The sequence below is a fragment of the Acholeplasma sp. ORD1043 genome, assembly GCF_057808485.1.
This window is the reverse complement of record NZ_JAQLOJ010000011.1, coordinates 1-19,638: the sequence shown is the minus strand read 5'-3', so window position 1 is coordinate 19,638 and position 19,638 is coordinate 1. Positions and strand designations below refer to the sequence as shown.

14 protein-coding genes are annotated in these 19,638 nt (G+C 33.5%); 8 read left to right on the top strand and 6 right to left on the bottom strand.

The window, feature by feature from the left end:
• Positions 1–53: 53 nt before the first annotated feature.
• The 3 genes from PG914_RS04975 to PG914_RS04965 all read right to left on the bottom strand — a co-directional run bounded on the left by PG914_RS04975 (position 54) and on the right by PG914_RS04965 (position 3,270).
• A complete protein-coding gene (locus tag PG914_RS04975) occupies positions 54–1,394 on the bottom strand; it encodes a hemolysin family protein (protein ID WP_488822608.1) in 1,341 nt (446 codons plus the stop codon).
• Positions 1,395–1,530: 136 nt separating this feature from the next.
• Positions 1,531–2,055 (bottom strand): glutathione peroxidase, encoded by a 525-nt coding sequence (locus PG914_RS04970; protein WP_488822607.1) that lies wholly within the window; start codon positions 2,053–2,055, stop codon positions 1,531–1,533.
• 93 nt (positions 2,056–2,148) lie between these two features.
• A complete protein-coding gene (locus tag PG914_RS04965; protein WP_488822606.1) occupies positions 2,149–3,270 on the bottom strand; it encodes an ABC transporter ATP-binding protein in 1,122 nt (373 codons plus the stop codon).
• A gap of 121 nt (positions 3,271–3,391) precedes the next feature.
• On the opposite strand from PG914_RS04965, the gene PG914_RS04960 reads away from it, so the two are divergent.
• The 3 genes from PG914_RS04960 to PG914_RS04950 all read left to right on the top strand — a co-directional run bounded on the left by PG914_RS04960 (position 3,392) and on the right by PG914_RS04950 (position 6,374).
• Positions 3,392–3,886 carry an RDD family protein gene (locus PG914_RS04960; RefSeq protein ID WP_488822605.1) on the top strand — a complete coding sequence of 165 codons (495 nt, stop codon included), beginning with the start codon at positions 3,392–3,394 and terminating at the stop codon, positions 3,884–3,886.
• Position 3,887: 1 nt separating this feature from the next.
• A complete protein-coding gene (locus PG914_RS04955) occupies positions 3,888–4,703 on the top strand; it encodes a DUF1189 family protein (protein WP_488822604.1) in 816 nt (271 codons plus the stop codon).
• Positions 4,704–4,802: 99 nt separating this feature from the next.
• Positions 4,803–6,374 (top strand): alpha-amylase family glycosyl hydrolase, encoded by a 1,572-nt coding sequence (locus tag PG914_RS04950; protein WP_488822603.1) that lies wholly within the window; start codon positions 4,803–4,805, stop codon positions 6,372–6,374.
• A gap of 55 nt (positions 6,375–6,429) precedes the next feature.
• Here PG914_RS04950 and PG914_RS04945 read toward each other — a convergent pair whose 3' ends face one another.
• From PG914_RS04945 to pulA, 3 genes are all read right to left on the bottom strand, one after another.
• Positions 6,430–7,773 carry a hypothetical protein gene (locus tag PG914_RS04945; RefSeq protein WP_488822602.1) on the bottom strand — a complete coding sequence of 448 codons (1,344 nt, stop codon included), beginning with the start codon at positions 7,771–7,773 and terminating at the stop codon, positions 6,430–6,432.
• Positions 7,774–8,052: 279 nt separating this feature from the next.
• Positions 8,053–8,421: a hypothetical protein gene (locus PG914_RS04940; protein ID WP_488822601.1), complete on the bottom strand. Its 369-nt coding sequence runs from the start codon at positions 8,419–8,421 to the stop codon at positions 8,053–8,055.
• Positions 8,418–11,369 carry a type I pullulanase gene (pulA, locus tag PG914_RS04935; protein WP_488822600.1) on the bottom strand — a complete coding sequence of 984 codons (2,952 nt, stop codon included), beginning with the start codon at positions 11,367–11,369 and terminating at the stop codon, positions 8,418–8,420. The genes PG914_RS04940 and pulA overlap by 4 nt, the downstream gene beginning before the upstream one ends.
• A 189-nt stretch (positions 11,370–11,558) precedes the next feature.
• On the opposite strand from pulA, the gene PG914_RS04930 reads away from it, so the two are divergent.
• The 5 genes from PG914_RS04930 (at position 11,559) to PG914_RS04910 (ending at position 19,637) form a co-directional block, all read left to right on the top strand.
• Positions 11,559–13,061, top strand: coding sequence for a pullulanase-associated domain-containing protein (locus PG914_RS04930; RefSeq protein ID WP_488822599.1), 1,503 nt, complete (start codon positions 11,559–11,561; stop codon positions 13,059–13,061).
• A gap of 11 nt (positions 13,062–13,072) precedes the next feature.
• On the top strand, positions 13,073–14,422 hold the full coding sequence (locus PG914_RS04925) for an extracellular solute-binding protein (protein WP_488822598.1): 1,350 nt from the start codon (positions 13,073–13,075) through the stop codon (positions 14,420–14,422).
• Between the two features lie 96 nt (positions 14,423–14,518).
• Positions 14,519–16,960 carry a carbohydrate ABC transporter permease gene (locus tag PG914_RS04920; RefSeq protein WP_488822597.1) on the top strand — a complete coding sequence of 814 codons (2,442 nt, stop codon included), beginning with the start codon at positions 14,519–14,521 and terminating at the stop codon, positions 16,958–16,960.
• Between the two features lie 3 nt (positions 16,961–16,963).
• A complete protein-coding gene (locus tag PG914_RS04915; RefSeq protein WP_488822596.1) occupies positions 16,964–18,352 on the top strand; it encodes a sugar ABC transporter permease in 1,389 nt (462 codons plus the stop codon).
• Positions 18,353–18,356: 4 nt separating this feature from the next.
• Entirely contained in the window at positions 18,357–19,637 is a 1,281-nt protein-coding gene (locus PG914_RS04910) for an alpha-amylase family glycosyl hydrolase (RefSeq protein WP_488822595.1), read from the top strand.
• Position 19,638: the final 1 nt, after the last annotated feature.

Sequence of the window (19,638 nt, the reverse complement as noted above, 5' to 3'; positions counted from 1 at the left end):
CTCATCTCCTTATATTCATTTTAGCATAGAAAAGCAAGAAAAAAGCAGATGAATTAACCTTCATCTGCTTCGTCATTTATTTGATTATCTTCAATTTTAGTAACTTTGACTCTTTCAATGACTTTATCATCAACTTCTAAAACTTCAAAACGATAATTATTGTATACAATAACAATTGTTTCATCTGGTTCAGGGAAGCGGCCTAATTGACCTAAGATAAATCCTGATAACGTGTCATATTCTTCAACAGGTAAATGTGCATCCAGCAATTCTTCAACATCATCGATGTTTGTTAGACCATCTATTTCATATTGATCTTCTTTAATTGTTGCAATTTCAACTTCATCTTCATCGTATTCGTCAAAAATATTACCAACGATTTCTTCGATTAAGTCTTCAAATGTTACAATACCAGCTGTTCCGCCATATTCATCGATAACAATTGCAATATGTACTTTTGATGCCTGCATATCTTTAAATAATTGTCTAGTATTTTTAGATTGAGGGACGAAAAGTGGATCTCTTAACAATTTTCTTAAGTTAAATTCTTCTTGATTAGGATTTAACTCTAAGAATTTTAATAGATCTTTAACATGAAGTGTACCAATGATTTTATCAATCGTTCCTTCATAAACAGGGAATCTTGTATATTTCTCATTTGTTACATAAGAAATAACTTCTTCTCTAGTTGCTTCAATATCGATTGCTGACACTTCTGTTCGGTGTGTCATAACTTCTTCAACAGTTGTTGTATCAAATTCAAAAATGTTTTGAATCATTTCGTTTTCAGAACTGTCAATGACACCTTTTTGTTCAGATGCATTAAGTTCTAATCTTAATTCATCTTCTGTCATCGTATCATCGTTTTCGTTAGGATTAATACCAAACATTCTAACAAGTAAGTTCGCTGTGCCTGTAAGTAATATAACAAACGGACGCATAACTAAAGCAATAGCGCTTAAGAAACCTACAAAGAAATAAGCAACTGGTTCAGGTGCTTTCATTGCAAGGCGTTTTGGTACTAGTTCACCTAGTACGACTTGTAAGTACGTCAGCAATAATGTAACGATAACAGTGATGATAGGTGATGCAATAGCAATATCCCAGTTGAAATCCACTGATAAAGTACCAGCGATTTGTTCTGTAAATGAGTTCGCGGCAATCGCACCATTGATAAATCCAAACATTGTAATACCAATTTGAATAGTTGATAAGAATTTAGTTGGATTCTCCATTAAAGCTAATAATTTTTTGGCTTTTTTAGCTTTCTTTTTACCTAATTCAACATCTGCTTCAACCTTTTTACGATTGGCTGAAACTAATGCAATTTCACTTGCGGCAAATATGCCATTGAGACCTATAAAGACAAATATTAATATTATACTGACAACCATGAGAATATATCCTCCTCAGGTTCGTCTATTTTCGTCCTCTGGCCACAACTTGTATCTTCCATAATTATATTATTTCCTCCGTGTGTACATCGTGTGTAACGTTTAATATCATACCAAAAATCGGTACGAATGTCAATTATGTGATTAATAATCGATTTATAAACGGTTCAATATCACTTGGTTGAAAACCAGGTGAGAATCGATATTTAATTTCACCATTTTGATCAATTAAGAATTTCGTGAAGTTCCACTTAATTCGTTTTGGTGTCTTTTTTAACTTATTAACGTCCTCTAAAGTTTGATTTGGTTGTAACTCATACGGTGCATTTGATTTTAAAAATCTATAGAGCGGATGCGAAAAGAATCCATTCACTTTAATTTTGTCAAATAACGGGAATGTAGTATGAAAGTTTAAATCACAAAATTCCTTAATTTCTTCTACATTTCCTGGTGCTTGCGCTAAAAATTGATTACATGGAAAATCTAGGATCACAAATCCTTTATCTTCATAAGCTGCATATAGTTTTTGTAAACCATCATATTGTTTCGTATGTCCACAACGAGTTGCAGTATTTACAATCAAAATAACTTTTCCTTTATATTCAGAAAGGGTTGTTACTTCATGTTTAAAATTCTTTACTTTAATATCAAATAAGTTCATAGTACCTACCTCCTAGTCTTATTATAAATGAAAACGGAGTAACCCTCTTGCATGATTACTCCGTAATTTATCAATTTATATTGATTTTTAAGCTTATTCAGCTTTATTTGGGTCGAATACTAATCTTACTTCAGTTTCAGGATCGAAGAAATGAACTTTATGTAAGTCAAATCCTAATTTGATCTTGTCACCCATAGTAACATTTGTACGTGCATTAACTTTAGCAATAACATTGCAATCGTTAATTACAGTATAGATGTTAGTTTCAGCACCTAATAATTCAGCAACGTCGACAACAACGTCTAAGATACCAGCAGGATGAGCTTGCATAACAACTTCGTCGTCATGAATATCTTCTGCACGGATACCTAAAACGATAGGTTTATCGATAAATTTGTTTTGTTTAACAACTTCAAATTTATCTTGTGGTAATTGAATCTTGTATTGACCTGCATGGAATACACCTTTACCATCAACTTTACCATTGATAAAGTTCATTGGAGGTGTACCAATGAAGCCTGCAACGAACATGTTAGCTGGTTTGTCATAAATTTCTTTAGGTTCGCCAACTTGCATGATGTAACCTTTGTTCATAACAACAATACGAGTAGCCATTGTCATAGCTTCGATTTGGTCATGGGTTACATAAATTGTTGTAGTGTCTAACTTCTTGTGAAGTTTGATTAATTCTCCACGCATTTGCACACGTAGTTTCGCGTCTAAGTTTGATAATGGTTCGTCCATCAAGAATACTTTAGCATCACGAACGATTGAACGTCCTAATGCAACACGTTGTCTTTGCCCCCCAGAAAGAGCCTTTGGTTTACGATCCAAGTATGGAACTAAACCTAAAATTTCCGCTGCCGCTTGTACTTTTTCTTTGATGATTGCTTTTGGAACTTTACGTAATTTTAAACCAAAGGCGATGTTATCATACACAGTCATATGTGGATATAACGCATAACTTTGGAATACCATTGCGATATCTCTGTCTTTTGGAGCAGTGTCGTTCTTGTATTCATCATCAATATATAATTCGCCTGAACTAATGTCCTCTAGGCCCGCGATCATACGGAGGGTGGTTGATTTACCGCAACCAGATGGTCCGACAAAAACGATAAATTCTTTATCCTTGATGTTTAAGTTGAAGTCAAAGACCGCTTGAACACCATTAGGATAGACTTTGTTAATGTCTTTTAAAACTAATGTAGCCATTGTAGCCCCCTAATAATTATATTTTTGATTTAGATAGACGCAAGATTTCTATCAAAGTTATTATACAATAATATAATTTTTATTGCAAACGGTTTCAGTAAATTTTAATGTTATAATAGTTATGACAAGACGAGGTGTAAATATGGTTCCAAGATTTGAAAAAAGAGTTAGAGCATTTGCAGCAGATATTTCAGGTTTATCTGTAGCAGTTTTATTAACAGCATTAGGCTTACCTGACTTTGAAGGTAAAAATTTAGTTCAATTTATTGTTATAGCGGTTGCCTTCATATTAATCATTATTTTACCGCTATGTTTGAAATCTCATCAAACATTTGGACAAAGAATTCAAAAAATAAAAGTTGTTAACATGGATGATCGTGAACCACACGTTATTAAGTTAATTGCTAGAGAATTTGTTAAGTACGGATTATCACTTGCAACCTTTGGTGTTTACCTAATCGTAGCTTATTTCTTTATTTCAGAAAATCAAGTTTCAAGAACAATTCATGACTTCATTTTTAAGACAAAAGTAATCGATTTAGATTATTCTCCACAAAATAAACGTGCTAATGAAGCCATTAGAACAAAAACTATGAGAGATACGGACCTACATTAATATGTTTTTAGTTAGATATTTTAAATATGGATTTCAAATTCCAAAATTATTAACACATCGTGGTGAATCATTAATTAAAACATTGATTTACTTCTTACTTATTGTTTCATTTATGAATTTTCCATTAACAGTCATGGGCTTTCAAAATGAACAACAACAAATCAATTTCATTCGTGAAAATCTAACTGATGGTGTACCTACTTGGTCGAATCTTCCAGATGGTACAATGAGCAAACTTACAGGATTTGATTCAGATTATGCTGATGGCAGATATTTAACATATAAAGAATATGTTTTCATTTTTGGATACGATGAAGATATTGATTATCCAAGCGACAAGCACCAAGTTATCTTTTACGAAGACTTTATTAGATATATTGACCTTGAAGGTAACTTCTTAGATTCTGATGGATATTATGGGTTCAAAACCATAATTAATTTAAATGATTTAAACTATTCTACCGGATTAGAACGTGAACAAATGTTCCAAGAATTTGCTTTAAGTGTTGAGTCATCTTTCTCTGGTTACATCATTTTGTTTGTTACCATTAGAAACCAAGTATTCAATACTTCTGCAACCATTCTGTTTGCTTTACTTCTATCAGGTATCATCCAAATTTATCGTTTTGGATTTGCTAAATTCTTAAATTATAAAGATGGTCTTAACTTTGTTATTTTCTCATCAACAATTCCGGCTATACTTGCTATGATTTTAGGATTAATTCTTCCTGGATTTGCGCCAGTGGTATTCAATTTAGCTTTAGGCTTGATCGTAATGATAACACTATTAGTATTTGCTAAAAAGACAGTTGCATAAAAGTAAACCGTTTACATATTTATATTTTTGCCAAAGTATTAGGGAAATTATCATTTGCTATGATAAATTAACTTTGTAAAAATCCTTAAGGGGGATATTATGAAAAAGATATTTACTATATGGATACTAGCTTTCGTAGCTTTAGTATTAATCGCTTGTAATCCTAATGACAATACTGATGGTGAAAACCCTGATGTTGATCTTAGAGCACTAAACCCTAAAAACGATATTTATTACCAATTATTTATTCGCTCTTTTGCTGATAGTGATGGTGATGGGGTTGGTGATTTTAATGGTGTTACTGAAAATTTAGAGTACATAAAAGATTTAGGTGCTACTGCTATTTGGATGTTACCATGGAATGAGACTGATACCGATTGGAATTCGTATCACGGATATAGAGTCAAAGATTACTATAAAGTTAATCCTGAATATGGTACATCAGAAGATTTAGAAAACCTCATTGAAACAGCTGATCAAATGGGTATTAGAATTGTTATGGATTTTGTTATTAACCATACATCCGATACACATCCTTGGTATACATCAGCCCAATCTAGTGTAAACAGTCCATATCGTGATTGGTACATATGGACATCACCAGACACTTCTTTTGAAAGTTTTGCTGGTGGTATGAAGGATTTAAACTTAGACAACACTGAAGTAGTTAATGAAATTAAGGAAATCATGGCTTATTGGATTGAAAAAGGTGTTCATGGTTTCAGATTCGATGCTGCGAAACACTTCTTCTTAGGTAATCCAAATACAAATCCTGCTTCAATGCAAGCAAAAAATTATCAATTCTTAAAAAATCTTAAAGATTATGCTAAGACAATTAATCCTGATGTATTCTTTGTCGGTGAAGTATTCGAATATGAATATATCGCATATAACCAATATTATATCGGTCTTGACTCATTATTTGATTTTTATGTTGCTAGTCAAATTTGGGGTAAAATTGGTAGCGGAAACAGTGTAAATCAATTAGTTTCAAATGTCGTTAGAGCTTTTGATAGTTATAAGACATATAATCCAAATTATACTCCTGGTGTATTTATCAGTAATCATGATATCGATAGGGTTGCCTCTCGTGGTGAATACTCTGGAGCTAATGGTTTAGAAAAATTAAAACAATCTGCTGCCTTTATGTTAACACTCCCTGGTTCACCGCATATTTATTATGGAGATGAGTTAGGTATGAAAGGTGTAAGCTATGGTGGTAATGACTTTAATGGTCAAGGTCCAATTTGGGATCAATACCGAAGAGCACCATTTATTTGGGGTGATGCATCAAAACAAACTACATGGCTAATGCCATATGACGGTTCTAATGATGCACCAAGTGTTACACAGTCATTAAACAATTCAAATTCACTATTAAATACATACAAAACATTTGCAAATTTAAGACAAGATAATCCAGCTCTAATGTATGGTAATTACTTAAAAGCATGGAAGAATAATTCATCTAATATACAAGGTTTTGTAAGATATTACAATGCGCATGGTGTTGAACAAGCATTATTAGTCCTACATAATGTATCATCATCAGCAGCTTCAGTAAGTACTGATTATATTGATTTTGTATATGGTTCATCATTAAATATTCCAGCTTATGGAACAATTGTTTTAGAAATCAATCCATCACAATTGAATAATTATATTAAATAATTAAAAACCGGTTCTCATTAAGAGACCCGGTTTTATTTTATTACCCACTTAAATCTTAATGTCCACCAACCCATTCTAAAAATAAATCAGTGACTTCGAAATCGATATAACTAGTAATGTCTTCATCATCAGGTTTATTAAAATCATAATTATATCTGTATTTGTAATGAATTATTAACCATTTATCATCGTCACCAAACCACTCAAATCGCTTCGTAGCTAAGTAATCATTATCTGGACTTGGCTGTTGATACATCAGAAGGACATCATTATTAGCACCGTCATAATCAAAAACTACTTCCACAGTAGGTCTAGGATGCCAATCAGTATTTACCCAAAGTTGAAAAGTTACATCTGTTGAGTGCTTACTATTTTGACTATAAATAGTTGTAAATTCACCTAATTCATTTCTAATAATTGCATATGCCCTTACATATCTAAATGCATCATCAACTATACTTAATAAGAATTCTTTAGTCACCGAATGAATTGAAGTACTTGCACCTTTATCAACAAATTCATCACTAATTGATGGCATTGGAATGATATTAGACAATACCAATCCCGCTTCTACTAATGTATATCCTGAAATTAAATTTACTTGACCTACATAGGATTCATAACCTGGTCTAATACCTGTTACTTCATTTAAGTAAATTATATTCTGAGGTTCTATCGATCCAGTTACTGCTTTTAATGTAATATTCTCAAGGACTGTAAACTTTAGTTCTCTATTATAACTTACGATTGCACCATCAGTCCAACTTCCAACTTGTACCCAATGGCTGAAGTCTTCCAAATCCGTTGAAATTGTAGCAATTTCATTATAGTCGTATTCGCCAGCACCATAAACACCAGCTTCGTTATCTAATGTAACTGTGTATTTATTATTATCACTCAACTCATATTCTGCTTTAACTATGACATCTTCAGTAATTACTCCTGTCAAATTCCATCCAGAAAATGATAATCCAGGTTTTGTTGGATTTTCCATGCCCGGGAAGTTTAGTTCAATTTCATCAATTCCGTATTGAACACCTAAAATATATCCATTTGTATCCACATATGCAGCGATTATTTCCTCTTCAGCCTTAAAAAATACAGCAATATTTGTTGATTCGCTTACTAAAAAACTCTCAGAATCATCGACTTTCTGACCATTGTAAACATAGAATGCAAATTCTTTATCACTTGGTTTAATACCATCTAGTTCTATATCAATTAATTCTCCCAATGAGCCTGATAATTCAATATTTACAACTGGCTCACTAGCATCTTTATATACTTTAAGATTAATTTTACCAACTGGACCATCTGCATACAAACTTGGAATAACTGCTAATACAAATACAAATATCCAAACTAAAATGAGTGAAATTAATGAAAATTTATGTCTCATCACAATTCACCCCACATCTCTTCAATGAATGCAACCCCACTTGATGCGATACTCTCCTCAAACGAAAATTCTAGCACCTCAACAAAAGGTTCTACATATTTTTTCTTTTCTTTCACAAAAGTCCCTCCCCTTAAGTATTCGTGAAATACTGATAAATATTTATAATTAGTATATAGTATGCGCTTACATTTATCAATTATGCTGTTTGTAAAATCGTTGCCATAATTTTAAACACAAAAAAAAGGTATGTTCTTAATAAACATACCTTTAATATATCCACTATTCTAATGACAATTTTAACGTATCAGAAATATAACTTAAACCAGGTTTTTGAAGTGAGGCATTAATCTTATAAGCGATTGAACCAATTGATTCTTCACTATCTGATAAATATACTGTGAAATACAATGTATAGGTATCTACGCCAAAATCTTCTTTAAATGAATTGTAAGTACTATAAACTGCATTTGTAACTATTTCAGTTAAATAATCTTCATCATCAATCTCAATCGAAATAACAATATCTGCAGTAAATGTTTTACCAGTAATTGTTGCATTCTGAACTTCAACAACTGAATCAGCAGTTCCATCACATGCGACTAAAACAAAACTCATTAATAGCAGTAAACTAACTAATAATTTTTTCATGCTAGACCTCCTACAGTGATTGAACCTGTGAATCTTCCACCAGCAACATTAACAGTATAGAATAGTATATTCTTATTACCAAGATAATCAACTTCAATAACTGTAACTAATTTAAATCCAGGGATAGATGTATCAATTGAAGATGCATAAACTTGTGAACCTGTAGGTATATTTACATTTGAAAGTGCATTAAATGAAGCACCTAATTCTATATTCACATTTTGAGATTTAATAGATGCTTTATCAGTTGACATCACTTCTACAAAAATTGCTGATGTATTTTGTGAGCCAATTGAGATATTGCCTTTTCTTGAAACGAGACCTATTTCGGTATCATATAGAGCTTGTGTGCCAGCTCTACCAGTTAATTGCATATATGTTTTTCCATCACTTAATGTCACGTTTGTGGCACCAGATGTTTTACCTGCATGAATAACCAAGATGGTTGGTTCTGTTGCTGTACCTTTAATCTTAAATGCTAATGCTTTATCTGATCCATCTTGAGAAGTTGTAACCCATTCAAATCTTGATTGAATTTCAGCTGTAGTGCTCATTCTTAGACCAGAATAAGTTTTTCTAATATGAATTAATGCTTTTGTGAACTCAAATACTTCATTGTACTGTAATTTACGATCCCAACGTAATTGGTTTACTGAATCTGGTGATTCATATGAATTGTGTTCATAACCACCACCTTGTAGTGGTTTACTGCGCAAGAATTCAGTACCAGCATGAAGGAATGGAATACCCATTGAGGTTAACACAATTGCATTGGATTGCATTTGACCAAATTTAACATCTGCTGCTGAGAATCCTGTATTTCTTAATTTATCATGTAGCGTTAAGTTATCATGTGCTTCATTATAAACGATATTTTGAGTTGGTTCATTAGTAAATTGATCTGTTGCACCTAGGATACCTTTTCTTAAGTCTTGCATCTTGTTATAATCCATATCACCCTGCAAGAAACCACGTCCTTGGCCATCAGGATCACCTTTTAAAGCATTTCGTAATAAATCATTAAATGCAGCCACACCATTATCTAATTTTCTAATTTGTGTTCTATCCCAACCATTTGTATTTGTCATACCAGCGGCGATTGAACCATCAATTAATGTGTCACCACCTGCCCAAGGTTCACCATATAAGATGATTGTTGGGTCGATAGCATTCATTGCTTGTCTAATTTCATTCATTGTATCAACATCATGTAATGACATTAAGTCAAAACGTAATCCTGAAAGTTTATATTCAGTTACCAAGAATGTAGTTGAATCGATCATAAATTTTCTAAACATTGAACGTTCAGATGCAGTTTCATTACCAGTTCCTGAACCGTTTGAAAAACTTCCATTTGATGTTAATCTATGATAATATCCTGGGACTAACTTATTAAAGTTAGAGCCTTCAGATTCTGCTGTATGGTTATAAACCACATCCATAATTACTCTTATACCTTTGTCAGACATAGCTTTGACTGCTTGTTTAAATTCATACATTCTAACATATCCATCGAAAGGATTTGTAGAATAAGAACCTTCTAAAGTATTAAAGTGGTAAGGCATATAACCCCAGTTAAATGATTTTGTTGCATTTGGATTTTGAAATAATTCGACTTCATCTACATAACCAAAATCAAAGATTGGTAGTAAATGAACTGCATTTACACCTAATTCTTCAATATGGTCTAAACCAGTTGTAACCGTTACTCCATCTTGTGTATAGGAAGTACCACCTTGTGATAAACCTAAGAACTTACCACGCCATGCTTGATTTCCACCCCAACTTGAATGTGTGGTTAAATCTCTAACATGAAGTTCCCATATGATGTAATCAGTAAAATTAACGATTGTTTGTGGTCGTTCAACAAATTCCCAATTTGCTGGGTCTGTTTTATCAAAATTAACAACCATACTTCTTAAACCGTTGGCACCAGTTGAATAACTATATGGGTCTGTTACTTCTGATGTAATTTCATAATTAGTTACAGAGAAAGTATAATATTTAGCATCTAAGTCACCGTCAACTTCTACTTCCCATGCACCATTCTCAATTTTTACGAAATCATGAGTTTCGTAAGGTAATAATTCTTGATTCGGATTTCCTAATCTATCATAATTTGGATGACCTTGATTATAAAGATTTAATGTTAACTCTGATGCCAAAGGAGCCCATACTCTAAATGTAGTTTTTTCTTTAGAATAGGTTGCACCAAGTTGACCATTATAAGTATATTCTTCTTCAAATTCAGGTGTATCATAAATACCACTTAGTTGAACAAATTTTCTAGAAACCTTTTCCCCAAAGTTAACTTCAATCTCATAAGTTTTAGATAAGTCTAATGAAGTGATTTCAATTGAATGAGTTAATCCATTGCCAAAAACACCAGATTGAACTTGTTCACCACTAGCATAAACTTTATAATCTACTGCCGAATTCGATAAATTCACATCAATGTAGAATTTATTATTTCTACGTGCAAACCCGTTATATAATATGGTTGCACCATATTCAACCACACCATTTTCTAAGTCAGCGTCTGATGTAGCAAATTTGACTGATCCTTGAACAAAGTAAGCATGTGCTTTACCGTTTTTTACTTCAATATCTGAAAGGTTGATGAATCTGTCACCGCCAGGTTCTCTTTCACCACTCCAACCGGCACCTTTTTTAATAATGATACCAACTTCTGTTGCACTAGGATATTCGACACCAAGATTTACTTCAAAATAAACTCCGTGTTCATCCTTATTACTTGGATTAAAAGTAAATTCTTTACCAGTTCCCCCTGTTGGTTTTGATTCCCACATCCAAAATGTATGATCATATGTATCGTCGTAGCGATAATAATGAACCACTAATGTGTTAGGTGTAGCTGCGTACGAAAAATTTAACGAAAGTACAACAGAAAACACAAACAACATCATAAATATAACTAATTTTTTCAATCGAAAAACCCTCCTTTACGTTCTCACTATATCATAATCTTAAAAAAAATTACTTTTACATGTTAGCGATTACAAAAGGAAACCGTTTGCATAATCGTTACACTTGTAAAGCGTTTACATTCGAGACCTATTTCGTGATATACTTAATGCTGTAAGATGAATCACAACAATACTTTTTAGGAGGGTAAAATGAAAAAGATTATCTTATCTTTATTCGCTTTAGTTGCCTTACTTGTTTCGCTTCCTCAATTTTTTGCTGATGAAGTTGAAACTGGTAACCTTGTAGTTCATTTCAAAAAATGGGATGATAACTATCAAGATTTAGGTAGCTGGGGTTGGGGTGCTAACGTAAGTGACAAAGCAACTTACGATGCACTTGATGATTTCGGTGCTGTATTCAACTTCAACAACGTTCCAGTTGTTGCTGCTGACAACACAGAAACAATTGGTTTTATTGGTGTAAGTAGACCTGGTGGTGGTGATCCAGACTGGAACACAAAATATACTGGTGACATCAACATCGCTAGAACAGTTGTTCAAGCAAATAAAACTACACACGTTTATGTTTTCCAAGGAACTGCAAACTCATCAGCTGATGATCCAAGATATTATGTAGCTGATTCTGATAAATTCAATATGTTATTAGTTTATTTTGATCCAACTGGTAACTATGAAGAAAACCTTGGTGTTCATAACTGGTCAGGTTGGTCACAAGAAGCATCAGGTTGGGGAACTCCATTAAAAGTATTCTCAACTGCAGGTGAAACTGCTGCTGGTGTTCAAGTTAAAGCTGGTATGTTATCTGCTGCTCCTGCTGCTGATGATGCAGTTCCAGGTGCTGGTTTATTAATCTATGCTGGTGGCGATGCTAATAAGAAAACTGGTGACGTGACTTTACAAGGTGCATTTGGTGAAGGTACTCATGCTGTTGGTGATACTTCATTTGCATGGGTAGTATCAAAAGGTGATGCTTATACTGCTAACGACAATGTATTCTATGGTTTAGATGCATATGCTGATTTTGAAGAAGACGCATTCTCATTTAAATTAATGCCTTTCCAAATCGATTCTAAGACTGGTCAATTTAATGGTACATATGCTCCACGTCCAACTCAAATCATTGTTAAACTTTCTGCTGCTGTTACTAACATTTATGCAGAAGCTGAAGAAGCTGATGAAAAAGAAGACGCAATGGAAACTATGGTTGGTTGGTTTGTTTTAAAACAAAAGACTGGTGAAAACACATTCGGTAATGCTATTGCATTAGAACGTGTTGACTTCTCAGTTAGATCTGCATCATTAACTGACTTCGTTGTAGTATTACCAGAAGCTACTCCGTTAGATAACACTAAAGAATATGTATTATTCTATAATGATGGAACTAATGAAGCAGAAATCGCTGTTGCTATGGATACTCAAGCTCCAGTAATCACTTTCCCATTATTAGATGAAGATGGTGTTGTTATTGTTGCATGGGGTCAACCATTCGACTTAGATGACTTCCCACTATATGAAGCAAATGATGATCGCGATGGTAATTTAACTCAAGCTGTTTACGTTCCTGCTGGTCCAAATTCAATTTTAGACACTAGAACTGAAGGCGATTATGTAATTAAATTACAAGTTGAAGATACATGGGGTAACGTGGGTGAAGTTACATTCACATTCCGTGTAACTAAGAGTGCGGCATAAGGAGGAAAAACATGAAAAAAATATTCTTAGCATTACTTTTAGTTGTATTCTCTGCTGTAATTATCGCATGTACACCAAGTGAAACAAATAATGGTGCTATCTACGATTTCTCAGAATTACGTGGTGAAAAAGAAACAATCACTGTTTGGATTGATGACCAAGACGGTGAATATATGCAAGCTGTAATCGAAGCTTTCAATGCTACTGATGCTGGTAAAAACATTATTGTTAAACACCAACATATGGGATCAGTTGAAGCTCGTGAAAAATTAAAGACTTATGGTTTAACTGGTAACGGTGCGGATATTTTCCAATTCCCTCATGACCACTTAGCTACTGCTGTCTTAGAAGATTTAGTATATCCAATTCCTGCAGGTACTGCTTCTAAAGTTGCTGAACGTGCACATCCACTTGGATTAGACATCGCTACATTACTTTATAATGAAGAAACTGGCGAATTCGGTCCTGGTGCAAATGCTACTGAACAACTATATGCTGTTCCAATGTCATTAGAAGCTGTAGGTTTATACTACAACAAAGCATTAGTATCAACTCCAGCTACAACTTATGAAGAAATTCTAACTGCTGGTGCTACTTGGAATGCTGCTCAAGCTAGTGATGGTTCAGGTTTAACAAACGCTGCTAAAGGTTACTACTACTTAGGTACATCTTCTCACTGGGCTGACTCATACTTCATTCAACATATTTACTCATCATTTGGTTTCCAACCATTTGGTCCAGAATTAAACAATCCAAATAATGTTGGTTTTGCTCAAGCTGAATCTGCATTAACTTGGATGGTTAATAGCTTAAAACCTGTTGTTACTGGTAACGGTAACCACAATTCAGTATCAGCTAATGCTAACTTCGTTGCAGGTAAGATTCCTTACATCATTGCTGGTCCATGGAATATCCAAGAATACAAAGATTCAACTACTTTAGGTGATTTCGGTATCGCTCCATTACCATCAATTAACGGTCAAGTTGGTAAACCATTTGCTGGTGCCCAAATGTTAGCAATTTACAAGTACTCTAAACATACTGCTGCTGCATCTGCTTTCTTAGAATTCATGTTAAGTGATGAAGCTATGCAACTTCAATTTGATATGAAGTACAAAGTTCCTGCATTAAAGACTGAATTATTACCAAACATCGATGGCTTTATGAATGATGATTTAATGGTTGCTATCTCAGAACAATTAAACGACGCTATCCCAATGCCAACAATTCCAGAAGTTCAACACTACTGGGGTCCTGGTGAATCAATGGTAATTTCTGTTTGGAATACAGGTACTGCTCCTTCAGATGCTGTGGCTGCTGCAGAAATTGCTTACCAAGCTTTAAAAAATCTTGGCGCATAAATAATATTTTAAATAAACATTAATCCATCAAGTGTGAAGGCGATAGACTTTTCTATCGCCTCCATTTGATTATTTTATAGAGAAAGGTTGTGCAACATGAAAGCATGGAATGTCATAAAAACCATTCTTTCTGGTTTTATTTGGGGACTGGGTCAACTCTTTAATAGACAATACTTAAAGTCTTTATTCTTTTTTATATTTTTCGCAATAATGGTTACAATCGAGTTAGCGACATCTAACTACTTCTATCAACCAAAATACGAGAATGAGGTCGCTTTAAGCAAAATTGCCGGCGAATCATTTGGTACTTGGTATGAAAAAAGATTATTCCAAACATACGATGACCAAGCGATCAATAATAATAATCCTCATGAAGCCTTTGAAGAGTTTTTAACTGAAATAGGGGTTCAAAAGGGGACTAATGGTCGTTATTACGGTGGGCCAACAGGAATTTCAAATCCTACTGCAAGTTTATTCACAGAAGAACAATTCATTAAATTCTTCGCAGAAGACATTGCTGAGGGTTCAAAACCAGGCTTCACAAACTTGACAACATCAGCATTCATTCCTGAAGCTGATTTTGAAATTAATTCTGCGATTAGATTTGTTACAAAAGAAAATCTATATTGGGATCAAGTTAATAACAAATTCTACATCGAAACATCGACAAGCGGAAACGATAACAAAGAATATACTGAAACACATTACTTATATGCTAATAATGCAAATACAACAGTAATTACATCAGTACAAGGTTTTACAACATTCAACAAGACTGGACGTATTTATAAAAACCTAAACACATATTATGTTGAGGTAATTGTTGGTGGTGCTACCAGATACTTAGAACTATCATCAACTAATTTCAATCTTCAACAAGCTGTAGTTGGTGTTTTTGCACCAACACTTCAATCTTCAATCATTGGTGCACTATATGAAAAAGATAGTGTAATATATGAGAAATATAAAGCTGGCGAATTCCACAATGGTGTCCGTTTACAATACAAACAAACTGAATTTTCTAAATACTTCAGACTTGCAATGGTTCAAGGTCACTTAAACAATCCTATTCAATCTGAAGATTTCAAGAAATTAATGGTTAGAGTATATCTTGAGTTGAACCCAGAAATTAAATCCTCTTTCATGGATAGTTTCGATAATTTCTTCTATGATAAAGCAGGTATCTTCATTAAAGGTTTCTGGCAAGTAACATCATTAGGTGAAGCAGAACAAATTACTTTCACCTCTCATCAGGCATTATATGATGTAATGGTTGGTAAAGAAGGAGAGGCATCAAATTCAAACTTACGCGGTAAGATTGCTTATGATGGTCAAGTCGTTGTTCGTGGACACGTATCAACTTTATTATTAATTGAAGGTTTAATTTCACTTATCTTACTATTCTTCTTCTTAATCTTTGGTGTATGGTCAATGATCGACACTTGGAAAGTTTCAGAAGAAAGACGATTAGCAAAACAAGTATTATCAACTAAAGAATATTTCAAATCAGTTTGGGATAACGGATTTGAGTACATTATTTTATCTCCTGCACTATTTGTATTAGCATTTATCTCAATCATGCCAATTATCTTCGGTTTCTTCATTGCGTTCACATCAATTAAAGGTAGTGGATCAATGGATGATATCTTTAATTGGGTAGGATTTGAAAACTTTATTGCTATCTTTAATCCTGAGTCAGGCATTGGACAAGGTTTCTCTATTGCATTCTGGCGTGTACTTGGTTGGACAATTGTTTGGGCAGTTATGTCTACTGTAACTGTATTCTTCGGAGGATTCTTCCAAGCATTAATTCTAAACTCTGAATCAGTTGTATTTAGAAAACTATGGCGTACAATACTTATCTTACCTTGGGCAATTCCAGCACTTCTATCGCAAATGGTCTTCTCAGTTATTTTCAATGAAAACGGACTAGTAAACCAAATATTCCAAACAATGGGTCTCTATGATCTATTTAGAGATTGGGGTATTTTAGGTGTTGCTTATCAAGATGCAGTTGGTTGGGCTAAGACATTCTGGTTAGGTTTTGATAATATTCAATGGTTTACTAACCCTCATAATCCAAACTTCGTTCGCGCAACTTTAATTATTGTAAACATTTGGTTAGGATTCCCTTATTTCATGGCATTAATGACCGGTATTATGACTGCAATCGATAAATCTTTATACGAAGCAGCAGATATCGATGGTGCTTCTGGATTCCAAAAACTTGCATCAATTACAATGCCACTTGTTTTATATTCAACCGCACCAATTCTGATTATGACTTTCTCAGGTAACTTTAATAACTTCGGGGTCATCTACTTTATCACAGGTGGTGGTCCAGGTGACTTAACTGACCCAAATAAGGGATATGCTGGGGATACGGACATCTTAATTTCTTGGATGTATCGATTAACTACTGATCCACATATTGCGCTGTACAATATGGCATCAGTATTCTCAGTCTTGATCTTCTTAATTGTCGGAAGTATTACTGCATGGAACCTATCAAGAACCCGTGCATTTATCGAGGATTAGTCTATGTTAATTTATATCATTCCAATATTCTTAATATTAGTTGCATTATTTACAAACTACTCTTTAGTTTGGGATACTGCTAAGAAAAAGGGTTACGAAGGCGTAACAAAAATAAAATTAGCAAGTTTAGTACCGTTTTGGGGTAATAAATACGTTGATCGTTTAGAAAACCTTAAGCCAATGGTTTCAACAGCTGAATTTGAATACATTTATTCATTTAGCTATATTATCAAACGTGTTGGTTTAGTATCATTAATTGTATTAGGTTTCTTCCTATTAATGATTCCAATTTCAATCCTAGGTTACTTATCACTTGTTAATAACGTCATGGCAACTTCTCTTACTATTTTCTTAATTGTTGTTATACTTCTACTTCATCAAGGTTTAGTTGTAGAATATGCATTTAAGAAAGGTTATGAAGGCATTGAGCCGGGATTAATTGGTCTAGTACCAGTATATGGATTTATTCATTTTAAATTACGTCCAAAACGTCGTAACATTTCAATTCAAGCTTTAAAAGCTACCTTCTCATTAGGTAACATTGTTAAAAAATTACTAGTGTATGCAGAATTGTCATTACTCGTGGTTATTGTCTTAATTCCAATTATGTACATCTTCGGTATGGCATTCTCTGAATCACTATCATCTGTTCCAAATACTATTTGGCCAGAAAACCCAAGTTTAAATGGATTTATCTACTTATTTACAAGCAGCGAATCTAAATTCGGAACTTGGTACTTAAATACATTCTTAATTGCATTAGTTAATATGATTGTTGGTACAGTTATTATTACTGGTGCTTCATACGTATTTGCTAGATTCTCATTTAAGGGTAAAAAAGCAGGACTACTTGCAATCTTAGTTTTACAAGCATTCCCATCCTTCATGGGATTAATCGCAATGTTCGTCTTATTCTGGAAGTTTAATTTACTTGGACAACCAATTTACTTAACAATTCTTTATATCGGTGGATCAATCCCTGGTAACTTATGGTTAATTAAAGGTTTCTTATCTCAAATTCCAAAAGATTTAGATGAATCAGCAATGATTGATGGTGCATCAAAACTACAAATCTTTACAAAGATTATTCTACCTCTTGCAGTTCCAATTCTTACATTCGTAGCAGTTGGTATGTTCATGGCACCTTGGATGGACTATATGCTTCCTGGATATTTACTAAATGTTCCAGCTCCTGGAAAAGATATTAGTCAAATTCAAGAACAATGGACACTTGCAGTTGGTATCTTCTCTTACATTAATGACTTAAACAACGCGAACTACCCAGCATTTGCTGCAGCAGCTTTAATTGTAGGTCTTCCAATTGCTATTATATACATGGTATTCCAACGTTACTTAATTGAAGGTATCATGGCTGGAGCAACGAAAGGTTAATCATATGGCTCAAAATACACCAAACAGCTACAGAAACTTAATGTTATATCAAGTTTTTGTTAGACAACATACCAAAACTGGTGATTTTAAAGGTTTAATTGAAGACTTAGACAGAATTAAATCATTAGGCACAGATATTGTCTACTTATTACCGATTCACCCAATCGGAAAACTCGACCGAAAGGGTGAAGTTGGTTCACCTTATTCAATTAAAGATTACTATGCAATTGATGAAGCACATGGTGATCTAAATAGTTTCAAAGAATTAATCACTGAAGTTCATAAACGAGACATGAAATTAATGATTGACATTGTGTTCAATCATACATCACGTGACTCCGAATTAACTAAGACTAATCCAGACTGGTTCTATCGTAAAGTTGATGGAAGTTTAGCAAATCGCGTTGGCGATTGGAGTGATATCGCTGACTTAGATTTTGGTAAAAGACAAGTTTGGGATTACTTAATTGATGTCTTAAAATATTGGGCACAATATGTTGATGGATTCCGTTGTGACGTAGCTCCTCTTCTACCTCTTGATTTTTGGAAGGAAGCAAGAGAAAAAGTATCAGCAATTAGACCTGATATTATATGGTTATCTGAATCTGTTGAATATGGATTTATTAAATATCTACGTGATATCGGTTTTGACGCATCAACCGACTCACAAATTTTTGAAGCATTTGATATTGCTTATGAATATGATATCTTCTCATTCATGGATGGTTATCTAAAAGGTAGAAATACACTTGAAAGATACTTATATGAAGTTAATAGACAAGAGTCAGTATTTCCTAAAAACTATGTTAAACTACGTAGTTTCGAGAATCATGACCAAGATCGAATTGCATCTAAAACCAAGAATTATGATCAATTAATTCAAATGACTGCACTTCAATTCTTCTTAAAAGGTGCAGTAATGATTTACGCAGGACAAGAACATCAAGTAACTAAAAGACCAGATCTTTTTGAAAAAGATTTAGTACCTTGGAATAAAGAAAATTCTATTGAACCATTAATAACTAGACTAGCAACAATCAAGAAAGATCCGTTACTTAGTGAAGGAATTTTCGAAATCTTAGAATCTAAAGAAATTGCAGTATTATCCTATAAAGATACTCAAAGAAAATTAATAGGTATCTTTAATTTAGAAAGTAAATCAGAAGTCAAAGTTGATTTAAAAGATGGTTTATATAAAAACCTTTTAACCAATAAAACATATGAAATTAATGATTCCATCCTTAAACTCGACAACCAACCTCTAATTTTTGATATAAAACTATAAA

Excerpts from the sequence above, each read along its gene's own strand:
- PG914_RS04930 (WP_488822599.1), top strand. The coding sequence starts at position 11,559 with ATGAAAAAGATTATCTTATCTTTATTCGCTTTAGTTGCCTTACTTGTT.
- PG914_RS04915 (WP_488822596.1), top strand. The coding sequence starts at position 16,964 with ATGTTAATTTATATCATTCCAATATTCTTAATATTAGTTGCATTATTT.
- PG914_RS04910 (WP_488822595.1), top strand. The coding sequence starts at position 18,357 with ATGGCTCAAAATACACCAAACAGCTACAGAAACTTAATGTTATATCAA.
- PG914_RS04975 (WP_488822608.1), bottom strand. The coding sequence starts at position 1,394 with ATGGTTGTCAGTATAATATTAATATTTGTCTTTATAGGTCTCAATGGC.
- PG914_RS04920 (WP_488822597.1), top strand. The coding sequence starts at position 14,519 with ATGAAAGCATGGAATGTCATAAAAACCATTCTTTCTGGTTTTATTTGG.
- PG914_RS04965 (WP_488822606.1), bottom strand. The coding sequence starts at position 3,270 with ATGGCTACATTAGTTTTAAAAGACATTAACAAAGTCTATCCTAATGGT.
- PG914_RS04970 (WP_488822607.1), bottom strand. The coding sequence starts at position 2,055 with ATGAACTTATTTGATATTAAAGTAAAGAATTTTAAACATGAAGTAACA.
- PG914_RS04950 (WP_488822603.1), top strand. The coding sequence starts at position 4,803 with ATGAAAAAGATATTTACTATATGGATACTAGCTTTCGTAGCTTTAGTA.
- PG914_RS04940 (WP_488822601.1), bottom strand. The coding sequence starts at position 8,421 with ATGAAAAAATTATTAGTTAGTTTACTGCTATTAATGAGTTTTGTTTTA.
- PG914_RS04925 (WP_488822598.1), top strand. The coding sequence starts at position 13,073 with ATGAAAAAAATATTCTTAGCATTACTTTTAGTTGTATTCTCTGCTGTA.
- PG914_RS04955 (WP_488822604.1), top strand. The coding sequence starts at position 3,888 with ATGTTTTTAGTTAGATATTTTAAATATGGATTTCAAATTCCAAAATTA.
- PG914_RS04960 (WP_488822605.1), top strand. The coding sequence starts at position 3,392 with ATGACAAGACGAGGTGTAAATATGGTTCCAAGATTTGAAAAAAGAGTT.
- PG914_RS04945 (WP_488822602.1), bottom strand. The coding sequence starts at position 7,773 with ATGAGACATAAATTTTCATTAATTTCACTCATTTTAGTTTGGATATTT.